29 protein-coding genes are annotated in these 24,364 nt (G+C 46.0%); 28 read left to right on the top strand and 1 reads right to left on the bottom strand.

What is annotated here, in order from left to right:
- Window positions 1-26 precede the first annotated feature (26 nt).
- The 21 genes from prsW (at window position 27) to AB4111_RS14185 (ending at window position 18,446) form a co-directional block, all read left to right on the top strand.
- On the top strand, window positions 27-722 hold the full coding sequence (gene prsW, locus AB4111_RS14285) for a glutamic-type intramembrane protease PrsW (protein ID WP_442032117.1): 696 nt from the start codon (window positions 27-29) through the stop codon (window positions 720-722).
- 116 nt (window positions 723-838) lie between these two features.
- Window positions 839-1,009, top strand: coding sequence for a hypothetical protein (locus tag AB4111_RS14280; RefSeq protein ID WP_253438655.1), 171 nt, complete (start codon window positions 839-841; stop codon window positions 1,007-1,009).
- Between the two features lie 121 nt (window positions 1,010-1,130).
- Window positions 1,131-2,477, top strand: coding sequence for a germination protein YpeB (gene ypeB, locus AB4111_RS14275; protein WP_253438652.1), 1,347 nt, complete (start codon window positions 1,131-1,133; stop codon window positions 2,475-2,477).
- Between the two features lie 148 nt (window positions 2,478-2,625).
- Window positions 2,626-3,279 (top strand): flagellar brake protein, encoded by a 654-nt coding sequence (locus AB4111_RS14270; protein WP_442032116.1) that lies wholly within the window; start codon window positions 2,626-2,628, stop codon window positions 3,277-3,279.
- A 63-nt stretch (window positions 3,280-3,342) separates the two neighbouring features.
- On the top strand, window positions 3,343-3,567 hold the full coding sequence (locus AB4111_RS14265; protein WP_442032115.1) for a hypothetical protein: 225 nt from the start codon (window positions 3,343-3,345) through the stop codon (window positions 3,565-3,567).
- 103 nt (window positions 3,568-3,670) lie between these two features.
- Window positions 3,671-4,375 carry a (d)CMP kinase gene (gene cmk, locus AB4111_RS14260; RefSeq protein WP_339235246.1) on the top strand — a complete coding sequence of 235 codons (705 nt, stop codon included), beginning with the start codon at window positions 3,671-3,673 and terminating at the stop codon, window positions 4,373-4,375.
- Window positions 4,372-4,959 carry a lysophospholipid acyltransferase family protein gene (locus AB4111_RS14255; RefSeq protein WP_339235244.1) on the top strand — a complete coding sequence of 196 codons (588 nt, stop codon included), beginning with the start codon at window positions 4,372-4,374 and terminating at the stop codon, window positions 4,957-4,959. Before cmk ends, AB4111_RS14255 begins: the two co-directional genes overlap by 4 nt.
- Before the next feature lie 142 nt (window positions 4,960-5,101).
- On the top strand, window positions 5,102-6,316 hold the full coding sequence (gene rpsA / locus AB4111_RS14250) for a 30S ribosomal protein S1 (RefSeq protein ID WP_062835205.1): 1,215 nt from the start codon (window positions 5,102-5,104) through the stop codon (window positions 6,314-6,316).
- A 185-nt stretch (window positions 6,317-6,501) separates the two neighbouring features.
- Window positions 6,502-7,824, top strand: coding sequence for a ribosome biogenesis GTPase Der (der, locus tag AB4111_RS14245; protein WP_253438644.1), 1,323 nt, complete (start codon window positions 6,502-6,504; stop codon window positions 7,822-7,824).
- Between the two features lie 11 nt (window positions 7,825-7,835).
- On the top strand, window positions 7,836-8,459 hold the full coding sequence (gene plsY / locus AB4111_RS14240; protein WP_442032114.1) for a glycerol-3-phosphate 1-O-acyltransferase PlsY: 624 nt from the start codon (window positions 7,836-7,838) through the stop codon (window positions 8,457-8,459).
- Complete coding sequence (locus AB4111_RS14235) at window positions 8,452-9,492, top strand: NAD(P)H-dependent glycerol-3-phosphate dehydrogenase (RefSeq protein WP_442032113.1); 1,041 nt, start codon at window positions 8,452-8,454, stop codon at window positions 9,490-9,492. Before plsY ends, AB4111_RS14235 begins: the two co-directional genes overlap by 8 nt.
- 102 nt (window positions 9,493-9,594) lie before the next feature.
- Window positions 9,595-9,870 (top strand): stage VI sporulation protein F, encoded by a 276-nt coding sequence (locus tag AB4111_RS14230; RefSeq protein WP_017687687.1) that lies wholly within the window; start codon window positions 9,595-9,597, stop codon window positions 9,868-9,870.
- Between the two features lie 173 nt (window positions 9,871-10,043).
- Window positions 10,044-10,223 (top strand): DUF2768 family protein, encoded by a 180-nt coding sequence (locus tag AB4111_RS14225; protein ID WP_017687688.1) that lies wholly within the window; start codon window positions 10,044-10,046, stop codon window positions 10,221-10,223.
- A gap of 83 nt (window positions 10,224-10,306) precedes the next feature.
- Window positions 10,307-10,924: a hypothetical protein gene (locus tag AB4111_RS14220; protein WP_442032112.1), complete on the top strand. Its 618-nt coding sequence runs from the start codon at window positions 10,307-10,309 to the stop codon at window positions 10,922-10,924.
- Window positions 10,925-10,935: 11 nt separating this feature from the next.
- Complete coding sequence (locus AB4111_RS14215; RefSeq protein WP_442032111.1) at window positions 10,936-11,286, top strand: 2Fe-2S iron-sulfur cluster-binding protein; 351 nt, start codon at window positions 10,936-10,938, stop codon at window positions 11,284-11,286.
- A 27-nt stretch (window positions 11,287-11,313) separates the two neighbouring features.
- On the top strand, window positions 11,314-12,093 hold the full coding sequence (locus AB4111_RS14210) for a hypothetical protein (RefSeq protein WP_442032110.1): 780 nt from the start codon (window positions 11,314-11,316) through the stop codon (window positions 12,091-12,093).
- A gap of 455 nt (window positions 12,094-12,548) precedes the next feature.
- Entirely contained in the window at window positions 12,549-14,027 is a 1,479-nt protein-coding gene (gene spoIVA / locus AB4111_RS14205; protein ID WP_091018048.1) for a stage IV sporulation protein A, read from the top strand.
- Between the two features lie 216 nt (window positions 14,028-14,243).
- Window positions 14,244-15,341, top strand: a complete 1,098-nt coding sequence (locus AB4111_RS14200) for a sugar ABC transporter substrate-binding protein (RefSeq protein ID WP_442032109.1) — start codon at window positions 14,244-14,246, stop codon at window positions 15,339-15,341.
- Window positions 15,342-15,455: 114 nt separating this feature from the next.
- A complete protein-coding gene (locus AB4111_RS14195) occupies window positions 15,456-16,973 on the top strand; it encodes a sugar ABC transporter ATP-binding protein (RefSeq protein ID WP_253438629.1) in 1,518 nt (505 codons plus the stop codon).
- Complete coding sequence (locus AB4111_RS14190) at window positions 16,970-17,956, top strand: ABC transporter permease (protein ID WP_062835197.1); 987 nt, start codon at window positions 16,970-16,972, stop codon at window positions 17,954-17,956. Before AB4111_RS14195 ends, AB4111_RS14190 begins: the two co-directional genes overlap by 4 nt.
- A 217-nt stretch (window positions 17,957-18,173) precedes the next feature.
- The gene (locus AB4111_RS14185; RefSeq protein ID WP_024630670.1) at window positions 18,174-18,446 is read left to right on the top strand and encodes an HU family DNA-binding protein; all 273 of its coding nucleotides are present in this window, start codon (window positions 18,174-18,176) and stop codon (window positions 18,444-18,446) included.
- A 66-nt stretch (window positions 18,447-18,512) separates the two neighbouring features.
- Here AB4111_RS14185 and AB4111_RS14180 read toward each other — a convergent pair whose 3' ends face one another.
- Window positions 18,513-18,674 (bottom strand): hypothetical protein, encoded by a 162-nt coding sequence (locus AB4111_RS14180; protein WP_442032108.1) that lies wholly within the window; start codon window positions 18,672-18,674, stop codon window positions 18,513-18,515.
- 147 nt (window positions 18,675-18,821) lie between these two features.
- Here AB4111_RS14180 and mtrB point away from each other — a divergent pair, with 147 nt between their 5' ends.
- The 7 genes from mtrB to AB4111_RS14145 all read left to right on the top strand — a co-directional run bounded on the left by mtrB (window position 18,822) and on the right by AB4111_RS14145 (window position 24,221).
- Entirely contained in the window at window positions 18,822-19,043 is a 222-nt protein-coding gene (gene mtrB, locus AB4111_RS14175; protein ID WP_017687697.1) for a trp RNA-binding attenuation protein MtrB, read from the top strand.
- 121 nt (window positions 19,044-19,164) lie between these two features.
- Complete coding sequence (locus tag AB4111_RS14170; protein ID WP_442032107.1) at window positions 19,165-19,716, top strand: hypothetical protein; 552 nt, start codon at window positions 19,165-19,167, stop codon at window positions 19,714-19,716.
- 101 nt (window positions 19,717-19,817) lie between these two features.
- Window positions 19,818-20,681, top strand: coding sequence for a heptaprenyl diphosphate synthase component 1 (locus AB4111_RS14165; protein ID WP_442032106.1), 864 nt, complete (start codon window positions 19,818-19,820; stop codon window positions 20,679-20,681).
- A 15-nt stretch (window positions 20,682-20,696) separates the two neighbouring features.
- On the top strand, window positions 20,697-21,425 hold the full coding sequence (locus AB4111_RS14160; RefSeq protein ID WP_253438618.1) for a demethylmenaquinone methyltransferase: 729 nt from the start codon (window positions 20,697-20,699) through the stop codon (window positions 21,423-21,425).
- Complete coding sequence (locus AB4111_RS14155) at window positions 21,418-22,284, top strand: UbiA-like polyprenyltransferase (RefSeq protein WP_253438615.1); 867 nt, start codon at window positions 21,418-21,420, stop codon at window positions 22,282-22,284. The genes AB4111_RS14160 and AB4111_RS14155 overlap by 8 nt, the downstream gene beginning before the upstream one ends.
- Window positions 22,285-22,905, top strand: a complete 621-nt coding sequence (locus AB4111_RS14150) for a UbiX family flavin prenyltransferase (RefSeq protein WP_442032105.1) — start codon at window positions 22,285-22,287, stop codon at window positions 22,903-22,905.
- A gap of 341 nt (window positions 22,906-23,246) precedes the next feature.
- Window positions 23,247-24,221, top strand: a complete 975-nt coding sequence (locus AB4111_RS14145) for a polyprenyl synthetase family protein (protein WP_017687703.1) — start codon at window positions 23,247-23,249, stop codon at window positions 24,219-24,221.
- Window positions 24,222-24,364: the final 143 nt, after the last annotated feature.

Genomic DNA, 24,364 nt, shown 5'->3' with positions numbered 1-24,364 from the left:
GTCTTTAGTCAGAGGAGGGAATTTCGGTGCTTTTGTTTTCGGTCTTAGCGGCAGCAGTTGCTCCGGGTCTCGCCTTGTTAACATACTTTTACCTGAAAGACCGTTATGATTATGAGCCACTTCATATGGTACTGCGAGTTTTCCTCATGGGGATTCTGATGGTATTGCCTGTGATGATTATTCAGCGTGGCATGATGATGTGGCTCGGGGATAATCCTTATCTTGAGGCCATTGTGATCTCAGGTGGCGTGGAAGAATTCGTCAAATGGTTCGTGCTTTATCATATCATCTACAATCACACCGAATTTGATGAACCGTATGACGGGATCTTATATGCAGTTGCTGTTTCACTTGGATTTGCCACAGTTGAGAACGTGTTGTATGCCTTTGCGGGGAATGCATCCGTCTCAGCCATGTTCCTCCGGGCGCTGCTCCCTGTTTCAGGGCATGCTATGTTTGCGGTAATCATGGGCTATTACATGGGCAAAGCCAAGTTTATCGGTGGCAAGAAAAAGCGGTGGTACCTGGTTCTTTCCCTTGTGTTACCTTTTTTCTGGCATGCATTGTACGATGTCATCATGAACACCATGGTGAATCATTGGTTGTGGTTTATAGCGCCGCTAATGGCGGGCCTGTGGTATGGGGCGATGGGTAAAATCACACGTGCCAATAACCGTTCTCCTTTTCGTTTTGTGAAGCGGGAGGAAGAGGTTAAATTATAAAAATTCGGACACACTGGTGGACATAAAGCGCATATTGCGCCTATGGCTCCGGTGTGTTTTTGTTTTTTACGGATAAACTCCCGGGGAATGACCAATAGAAACGGAGATCAACTGTGATGAGAATTAAAATTAAAATCAGATGTAAACAATGCGGTGAACGTTTTACATTACGGGGCAAAAAGGAACGGGGCCGGATCGAGACGGGATTCAAGCAGTGCCTCTGTGATAACAGAGACCAGTTCGAAATTGAAGAAGAGGGCATGGTTACTGGGGTTCAGTTGAATTAAAAGGAGGACCCAGACGGTACTTCAGCAGCCTGCTTGTGTAAGGACTGGAAATCGCATGCATAAGAGATCTTTCTTCGATCCACAATAGAGGTAGTGGTTTAGAAGAAAGGAGACTCTACCGATGTATAAACGTTTAAGTTCAGTTATGTTTCCGATATTTGCGGTTCTGCTGGTCGGTGCGCTCGTGTGGGGCTATCAGGAGAACCAGGAGAAGAATGCAATTCTGATCAAGGCAGAGAATCAATATCAGCGTGCCTTTCACGATTTATCTTTTCATATGGATAAATTGCATTCGGAGATTGGCAACACTTTGGCAGTTCATTCCACATCGCAGGGGATGCATCGCAAAGGTTTGATGAATGTATGGCGACTCACCAGTGAAGCGCAGAATGAGATTAACCAACTGCCACTCACCATGCTGCCATTTAACGAGACAGAGGAATTTCTATCTCGTATTTCCAACTTTGCCTATCGGGCGTCGATGCGTGACTTGACGAACGAACCGCTAAGTGAGAAGGAAATGGGCAACTTGAAAAAGCTGTATCAGAATTCATCCGAAATCACCAAGAATCTGCAGGATGTACAGCAGAAAGTTCTGACGGACCGTTTGCGCTGGATGGACGCGGAGACTGCCATGGCAACACAAGAACAAACAATGGATAACACGATCGTTGATGGTTTTCGTACTGTGAACAAAAAGGTGCAGGAATACCCGGAGCTTGATTGGGGTCCTTCCGTATCCAATATCTATGCAAAACGAACAGTCAAGAAACTGGACGGCATGCCGGTGACCAAAGAACAGATTCAGAGCAAGGCTGCAAAATTCTCTGATGCGGACAGCAGCAAAATCAAAGTGCAGGAAAACGGTAAAGGAACAGACTGGGAATCGTATACTGCGACGGTCGATCATGCCAACAATGGCAAACTGATGATGGATTTCACCCGTAATGGGGGGATGCTTATCTCTTACAGTGATACACGTCCGATTGGAACCAAAAAAGTATCTCGTCAGGATGCCATGGCAAAAGCAGATCAATTTCTAACGAATAAAGGCTACAAAGATATGAAGGCCGTCAATTACGATGAATTTGGTAATTTGGGTAACCTTACTTATGTGCGTAAGCAAGGGGACACCCTGATCTATCCTGAGAAAATGTCAGTTCGTGTAGGACTGGACACAGGAGAAGTAACCGGATTTCAGGCGAGTGACTTTGTCTACGAACATAATGACAAGCGCAAAATTCCGAAAGCAACACTTACGGAGCAACAGGCACGTCAAAAACTCAACTCGGACTTTGAAGAAAATTATGTACGCAAATCCCTGATTGAGAATGATTACAGCAAAGAAGTATTGTGTTATGAATTCGGAGGGAAAATTAACGGTTCTCGTTACCGGATATACATTAATGCGAATACAGGAATAGAAGAAGCGGTAGAAGAGATCAAACCCGTCAATGCAACCTCATAAAAAGATGGATAATCTCAATTTTAAGTTGAGCGAATAATTGCGGCAGACCACGATGTGGTCTGTTTTTTTCTTGTTCAATGTGAGAAAGGTCATGGTATAATAGTCCTTGTACATACGAAGATAAATACATAAAGTGGCGGTGAACAGCTTGTTTCCTAAAATAAATGAAATTTTATACATCCAGATTGCTTCTGCAGATGAAAAAGAGGAACACAAAGAGTACAAATCACGCATTGCAGATATGGATGAAAGCAGTTTTCTGATCGAGGTCCCGATGCAACAAGGAAGCAGCCGTCTGAAAAGGCTCTTTTTCGGAGAGGAATTGTCTATTTCATATATTACGGAGGATGGAGTCCGGCATTATTTTAATACCTTTGTTACAGGATTTGAAGAAGATGTGGTTCGTCTTGTTCGTATCCGTAAACCTCTTCCGAGTGATATTTCCAAAATACAACGTCGTAGCTTTCTTCGTGTTCATGCAAACCTCGAATTGGCCATCCAGAGTGAAGATCTGACCCGTGCCGTCGGATTGACTGAAGATATTGGTGGCGGTGGATTGTCCATCTACGGCGAAACAGGGTTTTCAATAGCTGAAGGTCAAAAATTGAAATGCTGGTTGCTTGTTCCCTACCGGAATTCAATCATTGAACATGTGAATTTTGAAGCTGAAGTTGTGCGGATCAAAACCCTGGAAACCGGCAGACAGCTATGCATGCTGAAATTTGTGCAGATCTCAGATTCGGAGCGCCAGAAAATTATCAAGTTTTGTTTCGAACGGCAACTGGACTATCGCACGAAATAGGAATGTTGTGGCATAAATAGAGGGAACTGCGGGCACCGTAATGTAAAAAACGGAGGAATTGCCATGGATCATCGTCATGCAACCCGCAGATATGAACGACTTTATTATGTTTTCTCCAGACGAATGGAACGAAGGGTTACGATTCTGATTACAGCCCTTTTGATCCTGCTTGTGGTGTATCAATTACTGCTGTTGGTACCAGACTTCAAAAAGAATTTGACCACGATTGACCGTCTGGAAGGAACGCCAATTCAATTGCAAACGGTTAATGAGTACGAGCAGCGTTGATTTGTCTGTTTTTGCATCCATGTGTAGAGTGTGGTATAATTTTCACGATGCAGGCAATGCCTGTTTTTTTATTGAGGTTTATCGTTTGAGGAGGAATGCCCCGTTGGCAAGCCAGAACACATCAGAGAACGGGAAAATGAACGTTGCAATTGACGGACCTGCCGGTGCCGGGAAAAGCACGGTGGCCCGATTGGTTGCAGAGGCGCTCGCGTATGTATACGTCGATACAGGCGCAATGTACCGTGCGGTAACCTTGCACATGCTTCGGAAAGATATTGCGCCAGAAGAAGTGACACAGGTACTTCAGGAAGCCCAAAAGCTGGTCATTGATTTACAACCGGATCCCGACGGACAGAAAGTGTTCTGTAATGGGGAAGAAGTAACCTCGGAAATCCGCTCCCGTGAAGTGACGGGAATCGTGTCCCGATATGCGCAAATCGAGGGGCTGCGTACGCAATTAGTGGATACTCAGCGGCAAATGGCTTTGCGCAAGGGCGTCGTTATGGATGGACGCGATATCGGAACGACAGTATTGCCCGATGCGGAAGTGAAAATCTTTATGACTGCCAGTGTGGAGGAGCGTGCGCTTCGCCGCTTCAAAGAACTGGACCCCTCTGAAGGACTGACGTTGCAACAGCTGGAGCGAGACATTGCCACCCGTGACAGATTGGATGAGAATCGGGAAATTTCCCCACTGCGTTGTGCTGAGGATGCTATCGTCCTGGATACAACAAAGATGAACATTCATGAAGTGGTTGACAAAATCGTATCTTATTGCACAATGGTCAGAGGAGAGATCGGTCTATGATTTACACATTTTGCAGCACATTACTGCGGATCATTTACACCATTCTTTTCCGCTTGGAGGCCGTTGGACGGGAGAATATTCCGGAAGAAGGCGGCGTACTTTTATGTTCCAATCATATTAGTAATTTCGATCCTCCAACTGTTGGTATCAAAATTCGCCGTCAGGTGCGTTTCATGGCCAAAAGCGAATTGTTTGAAATTCCGGTACTCGGCCGAATTATCAAAGCCGTGGGCGCTTTCCCTGTTAAACGTGGAGGTGTCAGCAAGGAATCCATCAAAACCTCACTCAATATTTTGCGTGATGGTCAAGTGCTTGGGATCTTCCCCTCGGGAAGCCGTCACAATGATGGAGGTATCGGCAAAAAAGGAGCAGCGAGTTTTGCTCTCCGTAGTGGCGCTACAGTTATTCCTACTGCTATTATCGGTAACTACAAAGTTTTTCGTAAGATGAAAGTTGTATATGGAGCACCAGTAAGTTTGGACGAGTTCAAGGAAGACCCCTCCGGAGAAGCTCTGGAGAAGGCGACTGAAAAGATTATGTCCAAGATTAATGAAATGGTGCAAACGGGCGTGCCAAGCAAGTAATGGCTTCGTCGGTAGCTGAGTGCATGTTTCCATATTTTTGAGGGAGACTAAAGCTTGAGTACTCAGTGATGAAAGTGTTTTGAACTCTGCTACAGGCAGGTTTGAATATAATGGGGTTTTTGAATTGAGGAGGGTATTTGACATGTCGGAAGAAATGAAAAATCAAGAAGCAACCCAAGATGAGTTGGATCAATTCGTTTCCTTGAAAAAAGGAGATACCGTAAAAGGAACCATCGTCAAATTGGAAGATAACCAAGCCTATGTGAGCATTGGATATAAATATGACGGTGTCATTCCAATTCGTGAACTGTCTTCATTACATGTGGACAGCGCGTCTGATGCAGTAGAAGTTGGACAAGAAGTTGAAGCTAAAGTTCTTAGCATCGACGACGAGAAAGAAAAACTCGTTTTGTCCAAACGTGCAATCGACAGCGAAAACGCTTGGGATCAATTGCAAAAGCATTTTGAAGACCAAGACGTATTCGAAGTTGTTGTAGGTGATGTTGTTAAAGGTGGTCTGGTAGCAGACGTGGGCGTACGTGGATTTATCCCGGCATCCATGGTTGAACGCCATTTCGTTGAAGACTTCAGCGACTACAAAGGACGCACACTGCGTGTTAAAGTGAAAGAGATCGACCGTGAGAACAACAAAGTGATCCTTTCCCAAAAAGACGTACTGGAGCAAGAATTCGAAGCAAACAAAGCAACGGTTATGGCTGGTTTGCAAGAAGGTCAAGTGATCGAAGGTACAGTACAACGTTTGACTCAATTCGGCGCATTTGTTGATGTGGGCGGAGTTGACGGTTTGGTTCACGTATCCGAGCTGGCTTGGACACACGTTGAAAAACCATCCGACGTTCTGTCTGAAGGCGATAAAGTTAGTGTGAAAGTGCTGAAAGTTGACCCTGAAAAAGGCAAAATCAGCCTGAGCATGAAAGCAGTTCAACCAGGTCCTTGGGAAACTGCAAGCGAAAAATTCAATTCCAGCGATATCGTAACAGGTGTTGTAAAACGTCTGGTCGACTTCGGTGCATTTGTTGAAATCGCTCCTGGTGTTGAGGGACTTGTGCATATTTCGCAAATCTCCCACAAACACATCGGCACTCCTCATGAAGTGCTGAAAGAAGGACAGGAAGTTCAAGTTAAAATCTTGGACATGAACCCTTCTGAGCAACGTGTAAGCTTGAGCATCAAAGAAACTGAAGAAGCTCCTGCTCAACCACAAAAATCAGAGCGTCCAGCAAGAAACAACGCTCCACGTGAAGAAATCAACAATCCAAACGTTTCCTTGAACAATCAAGGTATGAGCACTACGCTCGGCGAACTGTTTGGTGACAAACTCAGCAAATTCAAATAAGTTAACAATGCATGGTTCTAAGTTATATACTGCATATTTTGCTGAATAATAAAAGCAAGATCGGCGAGCCCTAGGCGGGTTCGCCGATTGTTTTTATTGCAAGTAATTTGGCATGAAACGTTAGCCAAGACTTATCTTTTTTGCTATGATGATTATCGTAAGTATGGACAGGAGGAGTGGACTGTATGGCAAGACCCGTTGTGGCAATTGTCGGACGACCGAACGTGGGTAAATCCACCATTTTCAATCGGATCATCGGCGACAGACTGGCCATTGTGGAAGACAAGCCGGGCATTACCCGTGACCGTATATATGGAATCGGTGAATGGAACGGTAAACCATTTAGTATTATTGATACAGGTGGTATCGAAATTGATGGTGAAGATGTAATCTTAAAATCGATTCGGATGCAAGCAGAGCTCGCTATTGAAGAAGCGGATGTTATTGTATTCATGTGTGATGCAAAAGCAGGTATTACGCAATCGGATGAAGAGGTAGCAGAAATGCTTTACCGCTCAGGCAAGCCTATTGTTGTAGCTGTCAACAAAGTGGATAATATCGGACGAAGTGAGCTCATTTATGAGTTTTATGGATTCGGTTTCGGTGATCCCATCGGCGTATCCGGAAGTCACGGTACAGGTGTAGGTGATTTGCTTGATGCTATTGTGGAGAAGTTGCCAGAACTTGAGGAAGAGACTTACGATGAAGATGTCATTCGTGTAGCTCTGATCGGACGTCCTAATGTGGGTAAATCTTCACTGGTGAACGCTATTCTGGGGGAAGAGCGTGTCATTGTAAGTGATGTGGCTGGAACGACCCGGGATGCGATTGATACACCTTTTGAAAAAGACGGCCAACGTTACGTGCTGATTGATACAGCAGGTATGCGTAAGCGTGGTAAAGTATATGAAACAACTGAGAAATACAGCGTAATGCGTGCTATGCGTGCGATCGAGCGTGCGGATGTCGTTCTGATTGTCATTAATGGTGAAGAAGGTATTATTGAGCAGGACAAGCATATTGCTGGATATGCATTTGAAGCGGGCAAGGCGTCTTTGTTTGTCGTGAACAAATGGGATGTAGTCGAGAAGCATGACAAAACGATGAAAGAGTTTGAGACGAAAATTCGGGATCACTTCCTGTTTATGACGTATGCTCCAGTCGTATTTTTGTCAGCCCTGACAAAACAACGCTTACAAAAATTATTGCCGGTTGTAAAACATGTAGCGGAACAACACTCGTTGCGTGTTCAGACGCATCTGCTTAACGATGTCGTATCGGATGCGGTAGCTATTAACCCTCCGCCAACAGATAAAGGACGGAGAATGAGAATCAACTATGTGACTCAGGTTGCCGTTAAGCCACCGACCATGGTTGTTTTTGTGAACGATCCGGAATTGATGCACTTCTCATACGAGCGCTATCTGGAGAACAAAATCCGTGCAGCGTTTAACTTTGAAGGTACACCAATCCGTATATTTACTCGGAGGAAGTCCGACGAAGGTTAGGGGAGAAGTGTGTGATTTTACAAATCTCAGCGATTGTGCTGAGTTATCTGCTCGGTTCGATCAGCTTTAGTGTCCTCCTTGCAAAAGCGATACGGGGGATCGATATTCGTCAGCACGGAAGCGGAAACGCAGGAGCTACCAATACGTTGCGTATTTTGGGTAAAGGACCGGCAATCGCTGTTCTGCTACTTGATGTACTTAAGGGTGTTGCAGCTGTATGGATTGGAATCTGGCTGAGTGACGGTTCTGCCTGGATTCCTGCACTCTGTGGTATAGCAGCTATTGCAGGACATAACTGGCCTCTTTACTTCCATTTTCGTGGAGGAAAAGGGATTGCCACGGCCATTGGTGTTCTGGTGAGTCTTGCTTTCCTACCTGCGTTATGTGCTGGGGTGATCGCTATTCTGTCTATTGTATTGACCCGCTATGTTTCATTGGGGTCTCTGATTTTTGTAGCATTTACACCCATCTTTATCTTGGTATTACCCGGATATTCAATGAATATCTTCTGGGGGAGTCTAATTATTTGTCTGTTTGCGTTCTGGAGACATCGTACCAATATTGCGAAGCTCGCCAAAGGACAGGAAAATAAATTGGGATCGAAAAACCCTGGAGGGGGTAAACGAGTTGTCTAAAAAAGTTGCTGTTCTGGTCGCTGGGAGCTGGGGAACGGCTCTGGCCAGTGTACTTGCCGCCAATCAGTTGGACGTGATGATGTGGACACGTGGTGAAGACCAGGCTAATGAAATCAATAGCAAGCACACCAATGCTCGCTATCTTCCGGATGCGGAGCTTTCACCACGAATTCAAGCAACAAGTGATATGGAAACTGCTGTAGAAGGCGCTATAGCTGTGTTAATTGTTGCGCCTTCTTCAGCCATGCGTGCAGTTACGAACCAGCTTAAGGCTTATTATAAGCCTGAGATGTTAGTCATTCATGCAACCAAAGGTTTTGAGACAGAAAGCCTCAAACGGATGTCCACAGTCATTTCAGAAGAACTTGAATGTGAAGAAGGCCGTGTTATTGTTCTTTCTGGCCCAAGCCATGCGGAAGAAGTGGTGAAGCGTTGTCCGACTACTGTGGTTGTAGCTTCATTGGATAAGTCATCTGCCGAGGCTGCTCAAGCTTTGTTTATGAATGCCTATTTCCGGGTTTATACGAATCGGGATATGCTCGGTGTTGAGCTGGCAGGCGCATTCAAAAACATCATTGCTCTTGGTGCAGGAATGTCCGATGGTCTTCAATTTGGTGATAATGCCAAAGCCGCTTTGCTAACACGTGGTCTGGCAGAGATCACACGTATTGGTGTAGAGATGGGAGCGAATCCGCTAACGTTTTCGGGACTTGCCGGAATCGGAGATCTGGTTGTAACGGCTACAAGTCAGCATAGCCGGAACTGGAGAGCAGGTTCGATGTTGGGCCAGGGACAGAAGCTGGATGATGTTCTGAAGTCCATGGGCATGGTGGTAGAAGGCATTCGAACTACGCAAGCTGCCTATTTCATCTCGCAAAAATATGGTGTGCAAATGCCGATTGCGGATCAGTTGTATCATGTTTTATTCCAGGAGAGACAGCCGCGTGATGCAGTTGAAGCCTTGATGGGACGTGACCCGAAGACTGAAATGGAAGTCATGAAGCTCGAAACCTGGGAGCAATGGCATTCCTGATTGTAATCAGCCTAAACCTATTTGTGAAATGAGAAGCTTATTCACCTTTTCTGTTGCGGACTCATACTATACACATGAGTATTGCCGGAGGAGGGGAGACGAATGGGTAACAACATTTCCAAAGATGCGCTGAATGCAATCAACAAGAAAACGGGTAAAACGATCACAGAAGGTGCCGTCAAGAAATTGGCAAGCACGGTGAAACCAACGACGATTCAGAATGAAGCTCAGTTGCGCCAACTGATCAAACAAGTATCCGCCATGGCGAAAGTTCCGGTATCTGAGGATACGGTTAAGGATATTGTGAGTGCGGTCAAGAAAAGCGGATTGAATCCGAGCAGTATGGAATCGTTAATGAAAATGATGATGAAAAAATAATAGATCACACCTGCTTGTGCAGGTGATCCAGTAAGACAAAAAGACGAGTCGGCTCCTGTCGGCTTGCTTTTTTGTCTTTTTTTTGGAAAGTTGAGCTGAATTTCGTGTTATAATGGTTGCAATTGTCACAGTGTCAGTGATGAATATCGGACTGAAGGGGAGACTGCTGGATTATGAGCGCAATGGACAAGATGTGGCTGTCATTGGTCGCCATCCTCATTATGGGACTATCTGTATTCCTGATTACGTTTGCTCGTGCCAAAACAAAAGGTATTGTACGGGGAATTCTTTCCTTAATTGCATTTTTGATTATGCTGATTGGCTTTTTCGGTGGAATCGCTTCTCTGACCTGATTTCCTATGCCTGAAGGTTAACATCCGCATAAGCACATCATAAGAACTGACACAATGAACACGGATGAGGGGAGTGTGAGCCTATGGGGCCGCATGATACGGAGGGTCGGACAGAGCGTTATCCGGAATTACACGCGGCTTTGCTGGAAACGGCCAAAGCCTGGAACACACAGCCACAGACATGGTTACTTGGAGGAAGCTGTGGTTTGCTGCTTCAGGGAGTAGAGTTGCAACAGGCTCCCAGAGATATTGATATTTATGCGGATGTTGCTGCTGCTAAGGAACTTCACCGTAGTGCTCCAGGGGAAATCCTTGACGAGCCTACAGTGGATAAAACAGGACCTTATGCTTCTCTGCTAAGCCACTATCAGGTTGGTGAATGTGCGCTGGAACTGGTTGGTGGCTTCGAAATATGGGCTCGCAAAAGTTGGTACCGTATTGAGATTGAACATGTACTTGCTCCGCATGCACCAGTAGCACAAGTGGGTTCATATACCCTGCGACTGATGCCGCTTGCGCATGAGCTGTTGTTTAATATGCTGCGAGGTCGAGAAGATCGTTATGTACCCATTGCGTCACAGATGCGACAGCAACCACATGCCCATCAACCTATAATGATGCTTTTAAGTCAACAGAATGTATGGACAAGCCGCTTCAGAGCCGAAGTGGAAGAACTTGTTGGCTTTGCATGGTCACAGTAGGGAGGAACATAATGGACTACAAAGTTACTTTTTTACCCATGAACAAATCAATCGTGCTCAAACCAGGGGCAACACTTCTGCATGCAGCACGACGTGCCGGAGTCAAGATTACGACCCGATGTGATGGTAAAGCGGCTTGCTTGATGTGCAAGGTGAACGTAGACGAAGAATATCGGGCGGAACTGTATCCGCCAACGGATGCAGAAAAGCGCAAGCTGGGTTCATTGTTGGAAGCAGGTACACGACTGTCCTGTCAGGCCAAGGTGTGTGGTTCTCTATCGGTTCATGTTCCAGAGGACCCGCTGAAGGCAGCCATACGGAAACAACTGGAACGTCAGCAACAGGAAGACGACTGGTTCTGAGATAAGCGTTATTCTAGGAGGACACGGATGATTAGGAACAAGCCAAAATGTGTTGAAGGAAGCGGACGGCAGCGTCTGATGCATCAGATGAGCGGTCTGCTGTTATTCCTGTTGTTTGCTTTTACAGCAAGTGGTTGTATGTATCCATCGAAGAGCAATTCGGACCCTAAAATAGCCTATCGGGAAAGCGTGAGCCGTATCCAGAGTGCGGTTGATGCATTCCAGCAAGATGAGGGGATTCTACCAATCATCAATGCAGATATGGAAACGCCAAAATATGAAAAATTTAGAGTGGATCTGCCCAAGTTGAAGCAGCTAGGGTATCTGGATGAAATACCGGGAACCGCTTTTGAAAGTGGTGGTAGCGCTTACTTCCTTATCCAGGATGAAGAAGTGAATCCCACCGTTAAAGTGATGGACCTCCTGACCGTTCAGAAAGTCAACGATGTGCAGCGAATGGTTAATCAATATAAGTCCGTACATAACAATAAGCTGCCGAGCGGGGAAGAACTGTATCCGGGGTTATATGCTGTGGATATGGTTCAGGCTGCACAGGCAGGCACTCCTTCCATTACATTGAACAGTGTATATTCAGGTCAGGCATTACCTTTTATGATGGATGACGAAGGCAAGGTCTATGTAGATTATGCTTTTGACATTATGCAGGCAGTGGAAAAGTCTGATATGTCTCCAGCAGAGACTGAAGATGTTCGGGATTTTCTGTTGGAGCACTCCTACTTCGTACCTGTAAAATCTGTTTTATACACTTGGCAAAATAATGCACCAGTTGCACAGCCAATAAAATAAGCCTGGTTGCCATTCATATGGTCTAACTGTATGCCCCCCATGCTTCTAATGGTTCAAAAAGAGATATTCCAAATCAGGAATATCTCTTTTTTCTTTTGTCCGTATGAGCAATAACCGTCATAAAAGCTTCACGGATCACATAAAGTAGATTGAAATAAAGACGCGCAGTCCGAGATCGGGGGATTCTCCTAATGTCATCACCATAAGATAAAAAAAACAAAATTACGCGTCATATTGCCGCATACGGATACATAAGATGATACTAGTCCAATTGCATGTACGAGTTAACGCCGCTCTCGCCGGTTTCATCAGAATGCAACGTTCGGCGGCGGACGACTTCCGGGCACTCACAAAGGCGGCTCTACCGTTGCAGGGATTTCAGTCTTCTGATTGAAAAAACGAAGCGGATGCTCTTTAGCATTTTTCCTTCGGAGTAATTTAGGGAGGGGATTTCATTGGAGAAAGTGGACATTTTTAAGGACATAGCTGAGCGGACCGGAGGGGATATTTATCTCGGGGTTGTCGGCGCAGTCCGGACGGGTAAATCAACATTTATTAAACGATTCATGGAAACGATCGTATTGCCTAACATCACAAGCGAGGCTGATCGTGCCCGTGCAGTGGATGAACTTCCACAAAGTGCGGCAGGCAAAACCATCATGACAACCGAGCCAAAATTTGTACCGAATAACGCAGTCCAGATCAAGGTGGCCGAAGGGCTGGATGTCAATGTACGTTTGGTGGATTGTGTGGGTTACGCGGTGGAAGGAGCCAAGGGGTACGAGGATGAGAATGGTCCGCGCATGATCTCCACACCTTGGTTCGAAGAGCCTATTCCGTTCCAGGAAGCCGCAGAGATTGGGACTCGCAAAGTCATTCAGGAGCATTCTACACTGGGTGTTGTGGTCACAACAGATGGCACTATTGCCGAAATTGCCCGCAGTTCCTATGTGGAATCCGAAGAACGGGTTATTGCGGAATTGAAAGAAGTCGGTAAACCGTTTGTCCTGGTCATCAACTCCACTCGCCCACGCAGTGAAGAAGCCCTGCAATTGCGTAGTGAGCTTGCGGCCAAATACGACATTCCGGTCATGACACTTAGTGCAGCCACGATGACAGAAGATGATGTGACGGGTGTACTTCGTGAAGTGCTCTATGAGTTCCCTGTGCATGAAGTGAATGTAAACTTGCCGAGCTGGGTTATGGTACTGAACGAGACTCACTGGCTGCGCAGCAACTACGAAAATTCTGTACGGGATACCGTGAAGGATATTCGCAGACTTCGTGATGTGGATCGGGTTGTCGCTCAGTTCATGGAATATGAATTCATTGATCGCGCAGGCCTGAGTGGTATGAACATGGGGCAGGGTGTAGCCGAAATTGACCTGTATGCGCCGGATGAACTGTATGATCAGATTCTCGTGGAAGTGGTTGGCATCGAGATTCGCGGTAAGGATCATCTGCTGCAATTGATGCAGGAATTCTCGCATGCGAAGAGAGAATACGACCGCTTCGCAGAAGCGCTGGAGATGGTCAAAACGACCGGATACGGCATTGCTGCTCCATCTCTCGCCGAGATGGCCCTGGATGAACCTGAGCTCATTCGTCAGGGCACCAAATTTGGCGTACGCCTGAAAGCTACGGCACCGTCCATTCATATGATCCGGGTCGATGTGGAATCGGAGTTCGCTCCAATTATCGGTACGGAGAAGCAAAGTGAGGAACTAGTGAGATACCTGATGCAGGACTTCGAGAACGATCCGATCAAGGTATGGGATTCAGATATGTTCGGCCGTTCACTGCACTCTATCGTGCGAGAAGGGATTCAGGGCAAGATTGCTATGATGCCGGATAATGCAAGATACAAACTGCAAGAGACGCTGGGAAGAATCATTAACGAAGGTTCAGGTGGCTTGATCGCTATCATTCTGTAAGACGCCAAAAGACCGTAAGGGGTATTCCCTTGCGGTCTTTTTTATGTGATTTCTTTATTTTGGATGAAATGGATGAGAAGAATAGTACTTTCGAAAAAACTTAGCGATTTTTAGCTTTAAATTGCTAAAACCCATTTACATACTAGGGATTAGCCGTTATATTAATATTCAACTATTGTGATCGAGATCACAGAGAGTGGACAGGGGGAGGCAGAGATGAAAAGAAAAGAGACAAAATGGGTATGGTTGAGTGTGTTATTAGTATTTACATTGGCGCTGTCCGCTTGCGGAATCAAAAAAGAACCGGCAGCAACTCCAGCTTCAGGTGCATCAGATGATACGCCAAAAACGGAAGCAGTTACAGGCCCTCTAAGCGGTAAACGAATTGCACTTATTATGGAATTTAATACAGGTACCTTCTCGCAGCAATATGTACAAGGTGTCAAAGAAGAAATCGAAAAATTCGGTGGAGAACTGACGACGTTTGTTGCCGATAATGACAAAGCGAAGATGGTATCCTTGCTTGATAGCGCAATTAACCAGAAATTCGATGCCATTCTCACGGATCACGGCGATTCCCTATTAGAGCCAGGCGTGAAAAAGGCAGTAGAACAGAACATCCCAGTAGTTGTATTCGACGCAGCTATTAGCGTTCCGGGAGCTACAGTCCTGTCACAGGATGACCAGAAGATGGCTGAGCTGACACTGGAGCAAATGAAAAAAGATATCAATGGACAAGGAAATATTGTCAAAGTATGGGTAGCTGGTTTTGCACCGATGGAACGCCGTCAGATAGCATACGGTGAATTCATGAAAGCAAATCCGGACATCAAGGAAATAGCTACATTCGGTTCTGCACAGAACCCGGCGCTGGATACTCAAGCCAAAATGGAAGCTATTCTCAAGCAATATCCAAAAGGTGAGATTACAGCTGTATGGACTGCATGGGATGAGTTCGCCAAAGGTGCAGCGCGTGCGATTCAACAAGCTGGACGTGACGAGATCAAAGTGTATGGTATCGATATGAGTGACGAGGATCTGCAAATGATTCAGGACCCGAAAAATCCTTGGGTTGCTTCTGCTGCTGTTGATCCAACGGATATTGGTCGCGTCCAAGTACGTTATGCTTATCAGAAACTGAACGGGGACGAGACAGAAGATTCAGTTGTGCTTAACCCGGTCTATGTTCAACGTGAAGCTCTGCCAGATAAACAAATCTCCACTTCGGAGCTGTCAGAGTTTGTTGAAGGATGGGGTGGCAGCACACAAGGAATCAAAGACTGGATGAGCGAATACGGAATTACTGCTAAATAAGCAGCGTATGGGAAGCGCGCCGCAAGGCGCGCTTTTTTCAAACATAATGAAGATATGTATGGTCTGGATGAAAAAAGGGATGCTCCCGGAAGGGAACGATTGGAGGTTAACATCATGAGCACTGCACCGATTCTGCTTCAAATGGAACACATCCACAAGCAGTTTTCAGGTATACCTGCACTGAAGGATGTGGATTTCTCTGTAAAAGGCGGGGAGATTCATGCGCTGCTGGGTGCCAATGGTGCCGGGAAGAGCACGTTAATGAAGATTTTGTCCGGTGCTTACCCACTGGATCAGGGTACGATTCAGCTGAGTGGACAAGCGCTTCATTTAAGTTCTCCGGGAGACGCGAAGGCAAGCGGGATTCACTGTGTCTATCAGGAAGTGGATGCGGCACTGGTGCCACAGCTGACGGCTGCGGAGAACATTATGTTGGATCAGCTGGCTTCACCTGCCGGGGGTTGGTGGAAAAGTCCTCGGAAGCTACAACAGCGTGCGGTTGAGGCGTTGAAACAATTAGGGGCGGACATATCCGTTCACCAAAAAGTGGCTGATCTGACGCTTGCAGAAAAACAGATGATACTGCTGGCGCGGATTTTGATTCAGGATGCCAAGGTCATCATTTTTGACGAACCTACTGCACCGCTGAGTCAGGAAGAAACGGATGCATTTTTCCGAATTGTTCATCTGTTGAAGGAACGGGGCGTAGCCTGCATTTTCATTACCCATCGTCTTGCTGAAGTGACGGGTCACTGTGATCGCGTTACGGTTATGAGGGATGGACAACATGTATTTACCGGTGAAGCAAAGGGACTGACAATCAATGATTTGGTTACTCAGATGTTAGGCAAACCATTTGAAGAAGAGTTTCCTAAGACGGAAGCACCCGTGGGGGAGCTGCTGTTGGAAGCGCGTGGACTTCGTCGTGGAGTGAAAGTCAAAGGTGTCGACCTTTCTGTACGCCGAGGTGAAGTCCTCGCTGTGGTAGGTCTGGTAGGAGCGGGTAAAACGGAAAGCTCTCGTTTGCTGATTGGTGCAGATCGGCTGGAGGGAGGCGAGATCCGGCTTAACAACCGTAATCTCCGTCTGTCTCAGCCTGCGGATGCGGCGGCTCTGGGGATTGTTTCTGTACCGGAGGAGCGACGTAAACAAGGAATCCTGATTCAGGAGAACGTGGAACGGAATCTAAGTCTGCCTTTGCTAAGCCGTCTCAGTACATTAGGTTTCGTAAGCCGCAAACGGGAACGTCTGAATGCGGAGTCATTGGTGAAACAGCTTGGGATTAAAACATCGTCAGTGAAGCAGGAAGTGAAATATCTAAGCGGTGGTAATCAGCAGAAGGTGGCCATTGGTAAATGGCTTAATGCGGATGCCGACGTATTTATATTTGATGAGCCAACCAAAGGCGTAGATATTGGGGCGAAAAGTGACATTTTCCGCATCATCAATGAACTGGCTTTGGCCGGCAAGGGCGTCATCTATTTCACCTGTGAACTGGATGAAGGCATGGGAATTGGCGACCGAATCGCTGTCATGTGCGAGGGTGTTATCGTGAAAGAGTTCAAACGAGGCGAGACTAATCAAGAACAGCTGCTATACTATGCAAGCGGTGGACAAGAGGTGCAATCATGAAGGATAAATCACTGGATTTTGCGTTCCGTTACGGGGCGATTATAGTCATTATAGGTGTTATCGCATTTTTCGGCATTAAATTGCCTTATTTCTTTACGTACAGTAACTTGACCGATATTTTGGGCTCGATCTCTATCGTTACGTTTGTAGCGATCGGTGTTACGTTATCTCTCATTGTTGATGGATTTGATCTCTCGGTAGGGGCGACTGTCTCATTGACCACCGTCGTTACTGCTTCGTTAATGATTTGGTATCAACAACCACTGGCGATTGTAATTATCGTGCCACTGATTATCGGGGCTGTTATTGGTTTATTGAACGCTTTGCTCATTGTAAAATTGCGTATTCCGGATTTGCTGGCAACCCTTGCCACGATGTACATCATCGGAGGTATTCACAAAACGTATGCACAGGGATATACCATTTACAATCATATGCAGTTCCCTGATGGGAGCAAAGCTGCGGGAGAGATGGACCCGACATTCCTGCTCATAGGGCAGGGGAAATGGCTCGGTATGCCGATATCGGTTATCCTGCTGCTTATTGCGGTAATAGGTGTGCATATCTTTTTGACGTATACGAAATACGGGCGCCAGATGTACATTACAGGCGGTAATGAGGAAGCTGCACGTTTGTCTGGAATCAAGGTGAAAAAGGTGCGTACACTCGCTTATGTAGCTGCTGGAGTGTTTGCAGCAATCGGTGGTATCATCTATGCTTCCAAAGTGGGATCTGGGCAAATTGATGCGGGATCTCCGTTGTTAATGGAATCCGTAGCTGCAGTATTTGTCGGTTTCTCTGTGTTCGGCGCGGGTAAACCGAATGTCATCGGAACCTTCATCGGTTCGGTTCTGATTGGTGTTCTTGTGAACGGGTTAACGATGATGAACGTACAGTATTTCACCCATGATATTGTAAAAGGTGGGGTTCTCGTGCTTGCCCTGGCGGTTACATTTTACGTCTTAAACCGCAACCGGACTTGAAATTGTGGGCTGTCTGTATTAGTATGAAATTTGTTCGGCGTCTGAAATGCCCGTGGTTTCAGACGACATTCTGCCGAAAATGACTGTTGACCGCAGGCGGAGATTTGTGTTCATCGCTCAAGATGTACGTAGATTTTTTGCGTATGAACGTATATTTCGCTATAAAACGGAAACACAGTATAACATTCAGGACATTGATACAGGAGGTGAAAAACAAATGAACAAATCAGACTTGATTACACACGTATCTGAAGCAACTGAATTGTCCAAGAAAGATGTAACGAAAGCGGTTGATGCCGTATTCGAAGCAATCTCTGAGGCTCTTCAAAGCGGAGATAAAGTACAATTGGTTGGTTTTGGGAACTTCGAAGTTCGCGAGCGCTCTGCACGTAAAGGACGCAACCCGCAAACAGGTGAAGAAATCGAAATTCCTGCGAGCAAAATTCCTGCATTCAAACCAGGTAAAGCGCTCAAAGACGGAATTAAATAAGATTTCTACATATTCCATATGTCGACAAAAAGACCGTGACTTGTTCACGGCCTTTTCTTTTGCCCTTTAACGATGATCCTTGTGGCTATCCGAGTACTCAGGAGCATCCTTTTGCCCGGTATAAGCAACGAGAATCAGTTCTTCGCCAGCAGCTGCAGACAGATGCTGTTCGATTTCTTTTAACTGTTGAATATGCTCGTCTGTAAGTGCGGCAGGGGTGTACTTCATGCAGATTCTCCTTTCTGTGGCTGTACAACTGTAGTATGACCCGAGGGTAGCTGATTCTTGCGGTAAATTCATATAAGGCGCAGGTTGACAAATGAAACAATCTTAATCATCATTAACGCTATCGAACTAAAGAAGGGGACATGCGTGATGGATCATCCAACCGGCAATGATTATATTGTAATTAAGGCAGAGGAAAATGGTGTCCAGGTGATCGGATTAACCCGAGGTCAGGATACACGTTTTCACCACACCGAGAAATTGGACAAGGGTGAAGTGATGTTTGCCCAATTTACCACCCATACTTCAGCTATTAAAATCCGGGGCAAAGCCACGCTGATTACCAAGCATGGACAGATTGAATCGGAGTAATGGACAGATTGAATACAATCAAATGAAGATTGCAGGCATAGCCTGCTTTTTTTCATTGTACAATGAGGTATGAGCCTTTACTGGACAGACTACACTAACAGGTAAAGGCAAGGAGGCGTATATGAATCCGCGGATGATTGTTACTGCTTCAATGCTGGCAACGGTTGCGGCGGTCTTTCTGCTTGTTGCGATACAAACCTTACATATGCGTACATGGGGCGGGGAAAACGTACAACCTGCCTCTGCATCACATCATCCCGTTCAGCTAACGAATGACAATCTGGTTGATGTGTTAAGCTCCATGCAACTATCTACACCCATTGCAAGAGTGGAATGGAAACAATCCATTTTGACACTGGACCTCAAAGTTAAAGGAAAGGGTACAAGTTACACTGAAATCTATGAGAACATGGCAGCTGTTGCGGATCTGGGCTTTCGTACTCTGGACAACGTGGATCAGGTGCTGCTGCGTGTGATGGCAGAAGATGAATGGATGCATAAACGACATCTGTTGCTTGCTGCTGATATTCGGCGTGGGGAGTGGCCCCTGTATGCGATTGACACATTACGGAACTGGAAAAGTGCGGCCTTTTCAGAGGAATTGAAGGACTGGTTTCATCTGATGGAGACGGAACTCTGGAAGAAGCAATTCGAAATGACAAGTCAGGGGTAATAGAATAGCAGGATTCAGTGCGTGCCCGATCAACATATGCTATAATATATAAGATTGTAGTGCAGAAATGGTTTAACAATGTTAAGGCTCGGAGGCTGAGAATGAATTCATATCGCGTACCCCAACTAGCAAAGAAATATACGGATTACGACATGATTCGACAACATACGGAAATCCCATCATTTCCGGATAGCCGGGCACGTCTGCTGCAGGTATTTGTGGGCCGCACAGACGAAAAGGTGCATCAGGAGTTATATGCTCTTGCAACTTCGCTCGTTCAGTTGGCCATGGATACGCATGATCGAATCGATACCATTTCCGGTGAGCGGAGAGAGCAGGAGATGCGTTCACGCCAGTTGAATGTACTCGCCGGGGATTATTTAAGTAGCCGTTTTTATCAATTACTTGCCCAAGCGGGCAGAATTGAAATGATTGGCAAACTCAGTGGTGCTGTATCCGGAGTGAACGCACGCAAGATGACGCTGTATGAACGGATGAAGAAGCTTCTCGTTTCGGCTGACGAATACTTGCGTGAAACGGTACAGCTGAGGATGCAGCTGTTTCTTTCATTTACAGGCATGATTCAGGATAACGAAGAGTCACTATGGAACAGCTTGTTGACCGAATTCAGCTCCTGCGAAACGATCGTGGAAGAACTGAAGCGGATGAATGACGAAAAACAATATCTTCACAGCTATGCATACTGGCACATATACGAGCATGGTAATGACGATGAGCGCAATGTGCTGCGTCAGTCTGAACCGGATTCACGTGCATGGAACGCTATGGTGCTGAAGCATAGGGTTGGCGAAGTTTTGCTGGACAAGCTTCGGGAGTGTACACACCGCATTCAACTGTTGTTGCAAGACGAGGAAGGGCGGATGGGTTTGCATGAGATACATGCAATTCTTGAGCCTTACTTGGCATATTTGCAGCCTTCACATGCGGCAGTAAGGGAAGATTGAGGGGGAGACAGACGAATGGGGAGCGGAGAGACCAAACCGAAAGAAGAATATGTCCATTCGGTTTTTCAGAGTATAGCCGGAAAATATGATGTCATGAATGATATTCTAAGTTTCCGCAGGCATAAGGCTTGGCGCAAATTCACCATGAAAAAGATGAATATGTCCAAAGGCGACACCGGTCTTGATTTGTGCTGCGGCACATGTGACTGGACGCTCGCTATGGCAGAAGCAAGTGAAACGGGGCACATGCACGGACTTGATTTCAGCAGCAACATGTTGGAGGTCGGCCAGACGAAGATCAATGCGGTGCAGCGTCAGAAGCAGATTACCCTGACACAGGGAAATGCCATGTCACTTCCTTTTGAAGACAATTCATTTGATTATGTGACAATCGGGTTCGGGCTTCGCAATGTACCTGATCTCAGACAAGTGTTGTCTGAAATGAAACGTGTGGTCAAACCGGGCGGTATGGTTGTGTGTCTGGAATTGTCCAAGCCAACATGGCAGCCGTTCAAAGGCATTTATTATTTTTATTTTGAGAAGGTCTTACCGAATCTTGCCAAAGTGTTTGCTAAAAGTTTTGAGCAGTACAAATGGCTGCCGGACTCTCTGGCAATTTTCCCGGGAAGGAAGGAACTGGCAGACATTTTTGCAGAAACAGGATTACAAGAAGTGCAGGCCTACCCTCTAACCGGAGGTATCGCGGCACTGCACATTGGAACCAAGGAGAATCAGCATGTTTAGGAAAATTCGCATCTTTTTAGAAATGATCAAGATTGAACACACGCTTTTTGCTTTACCCTTCGCATTTATGGGGGCCATTCTAGGCTCCATGGTAGTGAATGATACCTTCCCAAGCTGGATGCAGATCATGTGGGTGTTGCTTGCGATGGTCGGTGCACGTAGTGCAGCATTCGGTTTGAACCGGATTATTGACCAAGCGATTGATGGCAAAAATCCACGTACCGCGATGAGAGCCATCCCGGCAGGACTGTTGAAAAATGGGGAAGTTGTTATATTTGTCATTATCTCATTTATATTGTTATTCTGGGCCTCATCGAATCTTAATGTATTGTCCATGCAGTTGTTACCCATTGCTGTGTTTATGCTGGTACTGTATTCATACACCAAACGATTCACATGGTTATGCCACGTCGTTCTTGGAATGACGATTGGTTTGGCTCCGCTTGGTGGTTGGGTGGCCGTCACAGGTACGATGGATTGGACAGCAATTGTGCTGTACGTTACGATTGTGTTCTGGACAGCAGGCTTTGATATTATCTACGCATGTCAGGACCTGGAATTCGATCAGGGAGAAGGTCTTCATTCCATACCTTCCCGTTTTGGCCTAGTCAAATCATTGCAGATCGCTAAGTTCTTCCATGTGATTACTGCAATTGGTTTTCTTGTTTTATTGTTGATAACAGATCTGAGTTGGTGGTATGGTGCAGGCATGTTGGTAACGTATGGAATTCTTTTCTATCAACACTATATTGTATCGCCTAATGATATGAGTCGTGTTCAAACGGCATTTTTTACCATGAACAGTTTGCTTAGCTTAATCGTATTTACGTTCACTCTGATTGATCTGGCGGTGAAATAAATGGTGCAGCAGCCGGACAATAAACGACTGGTTGTCGGAATTACCGGAGCGAGTGGCAGCATATATGGCATTCGATTAATTGAAACGCTGCTTGATTTGGAATATAACGTTCATCTGGTCATATCCAATGCAGGGTGGCGTGTACTAAAAGAAGAATTGGACTGGGATGTGACGAATCGGGACGCGGTGCTGGACGAAAAATTCGGCAGCCGTGCCGGTTCTCTGATCTATCATCCTGTGAGTGATATAGGGGCCTCCATTGCAAGTGGTTCTTATCTGGCCGACGGCATGATTATCATGCCATGTTCGATGGGAACTCTTTCTTCCATCGCACAGGGGGCGTCGGATAATCTGATGTCCCGTGCAGCTGATGTGATGATGAAAGAGGGAAGAACATTGATCCTCGTACCACGTGAGACGCCTCTTCATGCAATCCATCTGGAGAACATGCTGAAGCTTTCACGTCTTGGTGTGCGTATGATACCGGCTATGCCTGCTTTTTATTATAAACCTCAGACTATGGATGAGTTGATTCTGTTTTTGGTGGGTAAAGTGCTGGATAGCTTGCGCATCCCACATCAACTGTTTACAAGATGGGGAGAACCGGATGAACGGGGATAATGACTGAGTTCGATACAAGGCAGTTTTTTTGCCAAGGTGTTGCTCGGTTTATTTGTCCCCCGAATCCCGGGGTATTGGTGAGTGCTGATGGTGAGTCTTCATGACCACAGTCTTGACCCATGCTCCGGCAACTTCTGTATTTTGTTTCAGAACAAGTCGCAGAGTTTAATTCCCGGGTGTCGGCCATGACATTCGGAGAAGAAGAATACGTTAGATCCTTATGGAAAAACACAAGCAAGAACGGTAAGCCGGGTTTTTCGTAATGCCTGCAGGCCCGACTTGCTGGAGGGGAAGGTAAGCATGGATTTGTGGACTGACAATACGCTGATACGGGTGAACGAATGAAACTATTGGATATTTTCGGGTTGTTAAAAAAGGACATGGATTACATTGAGAAAGAACTGTATCGCAGTGTTCGAGGAGAACAGAAGCTGCTGAGTGAAACGTCACTTCATTTGCTCAAAGCAGGAGGAAAACGGTTGCGGCCCGTTTTTGTGTTACTTGGCGGGAAATTTGGTACATATGACATTGAACGTCTGAAGCTGGTCGCGGTTCCGCTGGAACTGATTCATTCCGCGTCCCTCGTTCACGATGATGTGATTGATAATGCGGAGACACGCCGAGGCAAACCCACGGTGAAGTCAAAATGGGATAATCGGATTGCGATGTACACTGGAGACTATATCTACGGTAAGGCACTTGAAATGACTGCCGGATTATCCGATCCAGCTATTCATCGTATTCTTGCCAAAGCCATGGTACAGATGTCCATTGGTGAAATGGAGCAAATTCGCGACTTTTTCAATACGGGACAAAGTGTTCGTAACTATCTGCTGCGGATTCGCCGTAAAACAGCACTTCTGATTGCAGTTAGCTGTCAGTTAGGGGCATTGGCCACACGCGCGCCTGAGCATGTATCTTCCCTGCTGTATACATACGGATACAATGTGGGGATGGCTTTCCAGATTCAAGATGATGTACTTGATCTGGTAGGTACCGAGAAACAACTTGGCAAGCCACCAGGCAGTGATATGAAGCAAGGAAATATTACTCTTCCTGTACTTTATGCCCTAGAAGAATCCGATCTGCGGGAACCTTTGCTTAAGGAGATTTCCCGTGTCCAGCATGAAGAAGGACGGGCAAGTGCATCGGATGCAATTGGAATGATTCGCCAAAGTCAAGGAATCGCTAAAGCAGAAGCCCTTGCTGACCGATATATGAAGAAAGCGCTCGATGCTCTCGATCAGCTACCTAACATCAAGACGACCAAAAACCTGCGTGACATCGCTCATTTTGTGGTTAAACGTACGCATTAAATGTTGTATGACCTTCAACTCTCAGATCGCTCATACCCAAAGATGAACAGACTTGTGATATTCCTCATTGGGAGGATTTGGACATGTATGTTACAATCAGAGGGATTGCGTTTACATAGTGATTAACTTTGAACCGTGAGTGA

This window comes from Paenibacillus sp. 2KB_22, from assembly GCF_052115745.1.
Taxonomy (GTDB): domain Bacteria; phylum Bacillota; class Bacilli; order Paenibacillales; family Paenibacillaceae; genus Paenibacillus.
The sequence above is the reverse complement of the archived record's forward strand: the minus strand, read 5'-3'. Positions and strand labels throughout refer to the sequence as shown.

Coding starts and splice junctions, on each gene's coding strand:
- AB4111_RS14280 (WP_253438655.1), top strand. CDS start 839: ATGAGAATTAAAATTAAAATCAGATGTAAACAATGCGGTGAACGTTTT.
- ypeB (WP_253438652.1), top strand. CDS start 1,131: ATGTATAAACGTTTAAGTTCAGTTATGTTTCCGATATTTGCGGTTCTG.
- AB4111_RS14265 (WP_442032115.1), top strand. CDS start 3,343: ATGGATCATCGTCATGCAACCCGCAGATATGAACGACTTTATTATGTT.
- AB4111_RS14255 (WP_339235244.1), top strand. CDS start 4,372: ATGATTTACACATTTTGCAGCACATTACTGCGGATCATTTACACCATT.
- rpsA (WP_062835205.1), top strand. CDS start 5,102: ATGTCGGAAGAAATGAAAAATCAAGAAGCAACCCAAGATGAGTTGGAT.
- der (WP_253438644.1), top strand. CDS start 6,502: ATGGCAAGACCCGTTGTGGCAATTGTCGGACGACCGAACGTGGGTAAA.
- AB4111_RS14230 (WP_017687687.1), top strand. CDS start 9,595: ATGGGTAACAACATTTCCAAAGATGCGCTGAATGCAATCAACAAGAAA.
- AB4111_RS14225 (WP_017687688.1), top strand. CDS start 10,044: ATGAGCGCAATGGACAAGATGTGGCTGTCATTGGTCGCCATCCTCATT.
- AB4111_RS14220 (WP_442032112.1), top strand. CDS start 10,307: ATGGGGCCGCATGATACGGAGGGTCGGACAGAGCGTTATCCGGAATTA.
- AB4111_RS14215 (WP_442032111.1), top strand. CDS start 10,936: ATGGACTACAAAGTTACTTTTTTACCCATGAACAAATCAATCGTGCTC.
- AB4111_RS14210 (WP_442032110.1), top strand. CDS start 11,314: ATGATTAGGAACAAGCCAAAATGTGTTGAAGGAAGCGGACGGCAGCGT.
- AB4111_RS14200 (WP_442032109.1), top strand. CDS start 14,244: ATGAAAAGAAAAGAGACAAAATGGGTATGGTTGAGTGTGTTATTAGTA.
- AB4111_RS14195 (WP_253438629.1), top strand. CDS start 15,456: ATGAGCACTGCACCGATTCTGCTTCAAATGGAACACATCCACAAGCAG.
- AB4111_RS14190 (WP_062835197.1), top strand. CDS start 16,970: ATGAAGGATAAATCACTGGATTTTGCGTTCCGTTACGGGGCGATTATA.
- AB4111_RS14185 (WP_024630670.1), top strand. CDS start 18,174: ATGAACAAATCAGACTTGATTACACACGTATCTGAAGCAACTGAATTG.
- AB4111_RS14180 (WP_442032108.1), bottom strand. CDS start 18,674: ATGAAGTACACCCCTGCCGCACTTACAGACGAGCATATTCAACAGTTA.
- mtrB (WP_017687697.1), top strand. CDS start 18,822: ATGGATCATCCAACCGGCAATGATTATATTGTAATTAAGGCAGAGGAA.
- AB4111_RS14170 (WP_442032107.1), top strand. CDS start 19,165: ATGAATCCGCGGATGATTGTTACTGCTTCAATGCTGGCAACGGTTGCG.
- AB4111_RS14165 (WP_442032106.1), top strand. CDS start 19,818: ATGAATTCATATCGCGTACCCCAACTAGCAAAGAAATATACGGATTAC.
- AB4111_RS14160 (WP_253438618.1), top strand. CDS start 20,697: ATGGGGAGCGGAGAGACCAAACCGAAAGAAGAATATGTCCATTCGGTT.
- AB4111_RS14155 (WP_253438615.1), top strand. CDS start 21,418: ATGTTTAGGAAAATTCGCATCTTTTTAGAAATGATCAAGATTGAACAC.
- AB4111_RS14150 (WP_442032105.1), top strand. CDS start 22,285: ATGGTGCAGCAGCCGGACAATAAACGACTGGTTGTCGGAATTACCGGA.
- AB4111_RS14145 (WP_017687703.1), top strand. CDS start 23,247: ATGAAACTATTGGATATTTTCGGGTTGTTAAAAAAGGACATGGATTAC.